At 58.1% G+C, this 248-nt stretch carries 1 pseudogene; it reads left to right on the forward strand.

Annotated features, from left to right (window positions below):
* A pseudogene (locus O2S87_RS19405) lies at nt 1–248 on the forward strand (RNA-guided endonuclease TnpB family protein); the annotation flags it as partial.

Here is a 248-nt window from a genome sequence, read left to right on the forward strand (position 1 = left end):
CCGCCACGGACAAAAAAGGAGCCTACCCGCTCGTCATGGCGCACACCGAAGGCTACCGACTCACCTACAACGACGAGACTGACCGTATTCGGTTCCGTGTGAGGCCGAAGCCGTACAAGAAGGTGAAAGGCCACCTTCGAGGGCGACCTGAAGACCTCAACCTCCTCGAGTCAGCCTTGACTGAAGATGAGTGGTCGTTGGGACAGGCCGAACTTCTGTACCGAGATGGCGTGTCCTACCTACACGTC

The sequence above is a fragment of the Halohasta sp. A2 genome (assembly GCF_056175805.1).